Annotated in this window: 7 protein-coding genes; 5 read left to right on the forward strand and 2 right to left on the reverse strand. The window is 50.9% G+C overall.

Features of this window, described 5'->3' with window-relative positions:
• Positions 1-125: 125 nt before the first annotated feature.
• Positions 126-887 (reverse strand): UPF0236 family protein, encoded by a 762-nt coding sequence (locus J7M22_02120; GenBank protein ID MCD6505399.1) that lies wholly within the window; start codon positions 885-887, stop codon positions 126-128.
• 411 nt (positions 888-1,298) lie between these two features.
• Here J7M22_02120 and J7M22_02125 point away from each other — a divergent pair, with 411 nt between their 5' ends.
• The 5 genes from J7M22_02125 to J7M22_02145 are packed head-to-tail and all read left to right on the forward strand — an operon-like array spanning position 1,299 to position 7,002.
• Positions 1,299-2,132: an ABC-2 transporter permease gene (locus J7M22_02125; GenBank protein MCD6505400.1), complete on the forward strand. Its 834-nt coding sequence runs from the start codon at positions 1,299-1,301 to the stop codon at positions 2,130-2,132.
• Positions 2,132-3,046 carry an ABC transporter ATP-binding protein gene (locus J7M22_02130; protein MCD6505401.1) on the forward strand — a complete coding sequence of 305 codons (915 nt, stop codon included), beginning with the start codon at positions 2,132-2,134 and terminating at the stop codon, positions 3,044-3,046. Before J7M22_02125 ends, J7M22_02130 begins: the two co-directional genes overlap by 1 nt.
• Before the next feature lie 14 nt (positions 3,047-3,060).
• Positions 3,061-3,744 carry an ABC transporter permease gene (locus J7M22_02135; GenBank protein MCD6505402.1) on the forward strand — a complete coding sequence of 228 codons (684 nt, stop codon included), beginning with the start codon at positions 3,061-3,063 and terminating at the stop codon, positions 3,742-3,744.
• A 44-nt stretch (positions 3,745-3,788) separates the two neighbouring features.
• Entirely contained in the window at positions 3,789-4,790 is a 1,002-nt protein-coding gene (locus tag J7M22_02140; GenBank protein MCD6505403.1) for a response regulator, read from the forward strand.
• A 1-nt stretch (position 4,791) separates the two neighbouring features.
• Positions 4,792-7,002 (forward strand): VWA domain-containing protein, encoded by a 2,211-nt coding sequence (locus J7M22_02145; protein ID MCD6505404.1) that lies wholly within the window; start codon positions 4,792-4,794, stop codon positions 7,000-7,002.
• Here the strand turns inward: J7M22_02145 and J7M22_02150 are convergent.
• Complete coding sequence (locus J7M22_02150) at positions 6,926-7,642, reverse strand: RNA methyltransferase (GenBank protein ID MCD6505405.1); 717 nt, start codon at positions 7,640-7,642, stop codon at positions 6,926-6,928. The two genes, J7M22_02145 and J7M22_02150, sit on opposite strands and share 77 nt — an antisense overlap.
• Between the last annotated feature and the right edge of the window lie 118 nt (positions 7,643-7,760).

A 7,760-nucleotide genomic window follows, 5' to 3' on the forward strand; every position in this document is an offset into this window, starting at 1 on the left:
ATATCCAGCTTGAGCCGTCTCCTATTAAGACCACTTCCCCTGCAGATACTGCTCCCCATCTCAAGCCTCCTAGCCATACAAGCTTCTCAAACTGATCTATCCCTTCAAGGGTTGCAACATATTCCTTATCTTATAAGCTCTCTCCTGTCCTTGCTCAGCTGTGCCACATCCTCATCTGTGAAGAAGAGGGCTACCTTCGCCTCCTTCCATCCCTCCTCTCTTGTTTGGAGCCTTTCTCCATCTACCTGGATGAAGAGCCTATTTGGCGGATCTCCAACCCTCTGTTGATGGTACTTCTTCCATCCATCTTTCTCCTTAGATTCCTCCTCCCTTCCGTATTCCACATCTGCGCATGATGGCCCTTCAAACACCTCCCATGCCTCTTGTGCTTTCTCCTTCTCCTGTCTTTCTATCTCTTCTCCCGCTTTCTGGCTGACCTCCTGTATCGTCTCATGGCTCACCCTCTCTGCGGTGATCCTCTCGAATACCTTCTCTGCCTTGGAAAAGGGATTCCCTGCACCAAGCAGTGTTACCCCCTCTTTCAGCCAGGGTGATAAGTTCCCTCCATCCAAGCCCAGCTTCTGATCAAATGGCGCATACCCTCCTCTCTCCTTGCTCCAGTAATAGGCTCTCTTATACTCAACTTCTCCCATTATCGTTCTTATCTTCCTCCTCCTATACCCTTGAAATTCCCCTTCATATTCTCCTTTCCTCTCTTCATGATCTATTTGTGATAGCCTGTTGAGAATGCTTGTCATAAGAGCTACTCCTATCCTTTTCACGTATAGAAAGACTTCTCTCTCTATCTGTTGGAAGCTTTCTCCACGGACTCTCTCCTCAAGGGCTTGATTCTCTTGAAGGTATCGTGTTATTGTCTTTATGTTCATTTTTTCCCTCCGGAACCATTTTGGTTTCGGAGTTTATTTTGACATAATCCCATCTATCTTGTCATCCCTCTCTTGTCCTCCTGTTACCGATAAATTTCTTATGCACCCGAATCAAGTTTCCCGGTAGTTTCTCCGAGGGTATTGATGTATAATATACTGACAGCATCGCTTCGTTGATACGTCGAAGGGGCGGCTGAATCGGCTGAGAAGGAGGGGAAACCTTGGACCTTTCTGTGGGAGACGTTCGCCATGAGGGTGGAGGGAGATCCATTAAAGGCAAAAAACTCATTCTTGGCCGATTATATGTTGAAGAGGATTAACCTTAAGGAGGCCGGAGAGCGCGTGAAGGAGTGATTCCTGGAATCCAGTATAGAGAAGGACCGGAAGAAATCGATAGGCGAGGTTAAATGCATGTCCATCTACGAGAAGGGATACAAACGATGGGAAGGCGAACTTACGGGCAAGCCGGCATGGTGGATCATCGCCAAAACCGGTATCAGACTCGTTCTTAAACGCAAACTCTTCCTCATCCTGTTCCTGTTATCCCTCGTTCCCTTCCTGGCCAGAGGGGTGATGATATATCTCGTTGTCCAGCTTAACTTCAATATGATCAGAATAGATGCGCGGTTCTTCAGGGAATTCCTGAGTCAACAGGGCTTCTGGGTCTTGCTGATGACGATCCTCGGCGGGGCAGGGCTGATAGCCGCTGACATCAAGTCTAACGCATTGAAGCTGTATCTTTCGAGGCCCATCGGAAGATGGGATTATATCCTCGGCAAGACGGCAACGCTCATGCTGATCCTCTCCTCGGTCACCATTCTCCCATCCCTCCTCCTATTTTTGGAAAGGGGAGTGCTTTCGAATAACCTGGATTTCCTGAGGAGGAGATACTGGCTGATGCCCTCGTGCATCGGCTACGGGTTTCTGATCTCCTTGGCGCCATGCATGTTGATGTTAGCCCTCTCAGCCCTGACCGGGGAAACCAAATACGCCGCCATCTCCTTCGGAGCTATCGTTCTTCTCTCCTCCGCGCTTTTCGAGGTGATGCGGATTGGGTTCAGGAACCGATATCTGATTTTGCTTTCCTTCTGGGACAACATCGATCAGATAGGAGCGCTTCTGTTCGGGATTCGACCCAGATATAGGGTCCACTGGATTTGGTCTCTTTTTATCCTCCTCGGTCTGATCGCCTTCTCCCTATGGGCTCTTTCGCGAAAGGTGAGGGCGGTAGAGGTGTCGGATTGATGGATGTAGTTAAGCTGGAATCTGTTTCCAAATGGTATGGGGATGTGATGGGGCTGAACGGAGTTACGATCGGCTTTGGGAGGGGGATAACAGGGATCGTCGGCCCCAACGGGGCGGGCAAAAGCACGATGTTGAACTTGGTCGTCGGTTTCCTCAAGCCGAGCAGAGGTCAGGTTCGTGTCTTCGGCGAGGATCCCTGGAACAACCCCAGGGTCTCCTCCAGGGTGGGATATTGTCCGGATACCAACGCCCTTTACGAATTCATGAGGGGGCTGGATTTCGTTGATCTCCTCACGTCGTTTTACGGATTCACCCCTGAAGAGGCGCGGCTGAGGGCTACCGAATCGCTTAAGAAGGTGGGGATGGAGGGGATGATGGGAAGGAAGATCGGATCGTATAGTATGGGGATGAGGCAGAGGTTGAAGCTGGCCCAGGCCCTGGCACATGACCCCGATCTGCTGGTGCTGGATGAACCGTTGAAAGGGCTGGATCCGATCGGTAGAATGGAGATGATCGAGATGATAAAGAGACTGGGAGATCAGGGCAAAACGATTCTCATCTCGAGCCATGTGCTTTATGAGATCGAGTCGATGACCGATAGGGTTGTCCTGATCAACAAGGGGAAAGTGGTGGCCGAGGGTAACATACACGAGATCAGATCCCTCATAGATGAACATCCTCATAGGGTCTTCATCGAATGCGATAAGCCTCGCCCTCTGGCTCGGAGACTGCTCGATATGGATCACATCGTGAGGGTGGATCTGGAAGAGGACGGGATATCAATCGAGACCGAATCGCCTGAGAGGTTCTACTCGGAATTCCCAAGGATCGTCGCCGAGATGGAGGTGGAGGTGAGGAGGTTTTACTCCCTTGACGATAACCTCGATTCCGTTTTCAAATATCTGATAGGATGAGACGGATATTCTGGATGACGCTCAAGGGGATACTTCTCAGGCGGCGGTCGGCCTTGATAGGTGGTCTGAGCCTTCTGCCCGTCCTGATCGCCGGCCTCATCAGGTTTTCCGGGAGGCCGGGCGGATCCATGATACCGCTGTTGGCGGCAGGTATAATCCACGGCGTGACAGCGTTGATCGGTCTGCTATACGGCTCATCGCTTATGGGCGATGAGATATCCTCCGGCACCTGGATCTATCTCGCCATACGACCGATCAACAGATCGAGGCTTATCATCGGGAAGTTCCTGGGATATACGGCGGTGATCCTGTCGATTGTGCTGGTGATGATCACGCTGATCTCCCTTCTCATATGGCGGGGATGGTCCGAGTATCTGAGATATCTGGTCTCCTTCGCCCTGGGAGCACTGGCGTACGGCGGGGTGGGATTGTTTTTAGGAGTTCGAACGAAAAGACCGATACTGATAGGATTGCTCCTGATCGGATGGGAAAAGCTGGCCTCTCAGGTGCCCGGGTTTCTCAGAAGGTTGACGATAATGGATTATATGCTTTCGATCTTCCCCACCTCAGGAGGGCCGAGGTTCATCTTGAAGGACAGGCTTTCCCCCCGTTACGCCGCCGCTGTTCTAATCATGATCACCCTCGCCCTTATATGGCGGACAGTCGCCTATTTGAAGGAGAGGGAGATTTCCGCTTAAGCTTACCTGATCAGCTTCCGATATAAAATTAAGGAGGTGGAATCGTGAAGGATGGACTTGATAAGCCCAGAGTCCTCATCGTCGATGATGAGGAGGTAATAACTACCGTTCTCTCAACCATACTCGAGTCGTGGGGATTTGAGTCTCATGCCGTCAATAACCCCTCTGAGGTGCTGAGGCTTTTGGAGAAAGAGGAGTTCGATTTGATCCTGCTCGATATCCGCATGCCTGAGATAAGCGGACTGGAGCTTCTTGAGAGGATAAAAGGGGTTCATCCTAGTATCCCCGTTATCATGATAACCGCTGTCGGCACGGCGGAGGCGGCCGTCAAGGCTTTAAAGCTTGGGGCGGAGGATTTCATCACCAAACCGTTCGATCAGGATGAGATACTCAATAGCGTAAACGCCGCCCTGAGCAGAAGGAGAAGAGAGGAGGAGTTATTCGGCCTCGAAGTCGATCTGCCAGGGGAGTTCATAGGAGCCCTTAACGTGATAGATACGATCCTCAACCAGGTCGAGATGGATTCCTATATCATACCGGGCCATTCAGGTAGGGTATCCAGACATGTCCTTGCATTGGGAAGAATAATGGACTTCTCCTATGACGTTCTACTTGAACTCGTCGTCGCGGCGAGGTTTCACGATATAGGGAAGATCTTCCTCTCCTCCGATTTGAGACGGAAATCGGTCATGACATTCACCGTCCGTGAGAGGACCAAGTACGAGAACCATCCGATAGCGGGCGAGAAGCTCATCAAAGATCTGAAGCTCTTCCGGAAAGCGCCTGAAATTGTCAGACATCATCATGAGAGGTGGGACGGGAAGGGATTTCCAGATCGATTGAAAGGGGAAGAGATACCTCTGGAGTCGCGCATTATCTCCGTGGTGGAGGTGTACGACGCCATAAGGTTCGCAAGGCATGATACACAGGGTAATGCTCAGACGGAAACACTCGCGATCTCCTTCCTAAGGGAAAACGCCGGCTCCATGTTCGATCCCGATATGGTCAGGCTTTTTACCTCATATCTTCAAAGCGAGGTGAAATAAGGTGAGAGGAAAAGCACTGATTCTAATTCTGATTCTGGTGGGTGCAATATCATATTTCGCCTCAGGCGAGGAGAGAAATCTCGCCCTCTGTCTGCTTATAGATAACTCCGGCAGCATGGATTGGGCGGGGCATGATCCAAAGGGACTGCGATGGGAAGCGGCGAAGCTCGTGATCGATAAAACCAGGAAGGGGGATTATATCTGCTTGGTTGATTTCAGCGATAGACCTTTCATCCTCCAGCCGCTTATACGGGTTGACGGCAGCTCAGCTCAAAGGAGGAGGATCAAGGAAAGATCAAGAGTGATACTTTCAAACAGAAAGCTGACGGATATAGATAGCGCCCTTAAAGTTGCTTTGGATCAGCTTAAAGCCGCTCCCTCCAAGATCACAAAAGCCGTCATACTGTTGACAGACGGAGAGGTGGACGTAGTGGAAGGCACACCTCAGGAGAAAAAGGTGGCGGCTGAGATGAGCAAATCCGTCATCCTATCGAAGACCGCCTATCGGTTCCTGATTCAAAAGATCCCTATATACATTGTTGCCCTGACGGATGAACCCGATATGGATTTCCTCGGAAAGCTCGCCGATTACACCAAGCCGCCTGAACAGGAGCAGGAGAATCACTTCTTCTATTCCCCAACGAGCGCTGATCTCGTCGTCATATTCTCCGATATATTTAACCAACTCAGAGGTCTCTCCGTTCATACCGAAAGATATAGGGTGAATGGAAGTGAGACGAAACGAATTCGTCTTGCCGATCCGTTCGCCGACGAGGTGGAGTTTCAGTTCATCCACGATCGGAACCCCGATCTGGAGGTGAAGCTCATATCTCCCGACGGCAAACAGATTAAACCCTATGCCTCGGAAAAAAGCTATAAGCTGTTCGCCGTGCAAAAGCCTGTTCCCGGAACCTGGACCGCCCTGATAAGAACGCCCCGCACGACGAATATCACGCAGTCGGTAGCCGTAAAAGAGGATATAAAGCTGGAGATGCCCTTCGCCCCGAAGTTTAGGATCGGGACTCCGCTTAAGATAATCGTCAACGTGAAATACTTGGGTGAACTCATCGATTCCCCCCGGTTCACCATATCCGATGGATCGGTGCTTCAAATAAATGAGGTATGGTGTAGGGTGATACACCCCGACGGTCGAATCAGTCCTGAATTTAAGCTACAAAATAGGTTCGGTGACTATGTTGGTTCTTACAACGATGCCGATATACCCGGCCGATATCTCGTGCAGGTCGAGATGCGCGGGGAGCTGAACGACCAAGAGGTCGTCGTTAGATCGGAGAAACATGTGATCGGCTTCGCCGATAAATCCCTTCCCAGGGTGGCCTTAAAGAGAATGGCCTCCAAGTGCAAAACCGGCGTCCCGCTTCAAATCGAAGCAGCTGTCTTAGAAAACACCAGTGCCATACATAAGGAGTCACTGCCCGTCGCGGTGAAAAAACCGGACGGATCATCTCAGACGGTATACCTTCAGAGAATCAGCAGGGATAGGTATAGGGGGGAATTTACGCCCACGGATTCAGGCACATATATTCTTACCCTCTCTCAGGATAGCGGGATAGCCCTCGCTGATCCGGCAACGCTGCAGATAGAAGCGATCGGCGGATCAGGAATAGTGGGGAAGATGCCCTTTATCATACTGGCGGGGTTCGCCTTGATCGGCGGTGGCATCGCCTTGTATCTCAGGAAACCGAAGCTGGAGATGATTTTCAAAAAATGTGGTCCAGCTAAAACCTCACAGCAGAAGGAAAAGCCGAGGATAGGTGAAGAGGAGGAAACGATAGATGAGGAAGATCTAGGTGTCAGCGCTGTCTCAGTCTCCACCGATGAATCAGCTCGCGAGATGCCTTCGGAGATAGAGGTGATAGAGAATGGGGAAACAATCTTGAAGCTGAACCTCGCTAGGAAGACGGACGTGATCTCGGGGGAACCGTTCTATCACATAGAGGTGGAAAAAGGAGAGCTGAGGTTCAACGATAGGATAGTCGCCGCCGGGGAAAACACCAAGGCAAAGAATAACGACATGCTGAAGGTGGGGCCCATATCGGTCAGGATAATGGCCGATGAGGATAAAGTCGTGATCATATCCGATCTTGAGGCGGCGGGAAGGATACTGGAGGAGATTAAAGATCAGGAGAAGGTTCGATGGGTGATCCGCTCCGATCAAGAAGATCCCGAAGAAGCTCAGGAGAACGCCTGACAGATTTCATATACCATTCAGCCCTCAGCTGCCATCTCTCCTTCTCGGTGAGATACCTCGGTTTAAAGCCATGATGAAAAACCTCACATAACGTCAGGGCAGCAGCGACCGATACGTTAAAGCTTTCCGTGAATCCCCTCATAGGCAGCATGAATCTCCTATCCGCCTCCTCTATGACCATCCTGGAAAGCCCCTCATGCTCGTTTCCGAAGAAGATGGCGAGGTTCTCGGGGAAAGAAAGACATCTCTCAAGCGGTTCGCTCCCCTCCCCCAGGTAGCTGGCATAGATGACAAATCCTTTTGTGCGAAGCCACCTTATAGCGTTCTCAGTTTCCCTGAACCTATAGACATGGAGCCATTTATGTGCTCCCTGGGAGACCTGCGGATGGGATTTGAAGGTGCTCGGCCCCTCTATCACCGCTACCTGCTGTATTCCCATCCCCTCACATGTGCGTAGGACAGCGGAGATGTTGTGGGGATCATGCAGGTCCTCTATCAGGACGATCAGGTTCATGATCCTTTTTTCCAGCGTTTCCTCTATCCTCCGCTTTCTTCTGTCGGTCATAAGCGGCGCCAGTCTCTCGCATATCAGTTGAGGTGAGATCCTTTCGATCCATCCCGTCATCGGATATACCCTCATCTGTTTCATCCACGGCGATAACCTATACTCAGTACCTGAGAAAAGTCATATCCGGTTCATCGCAGAGCCATCTCTCGGCAATGAGACGGAGCATACGGCGCCATAGATCCCCTTGATC

The organism is Candidatus Poribacteria bacterium (assembly GCA_021162805.1).
Classification (GTDB): Bacteria; Poribacteria; WGA-4E; order B28-G17; family B28-G17; genus JAGGXZ01.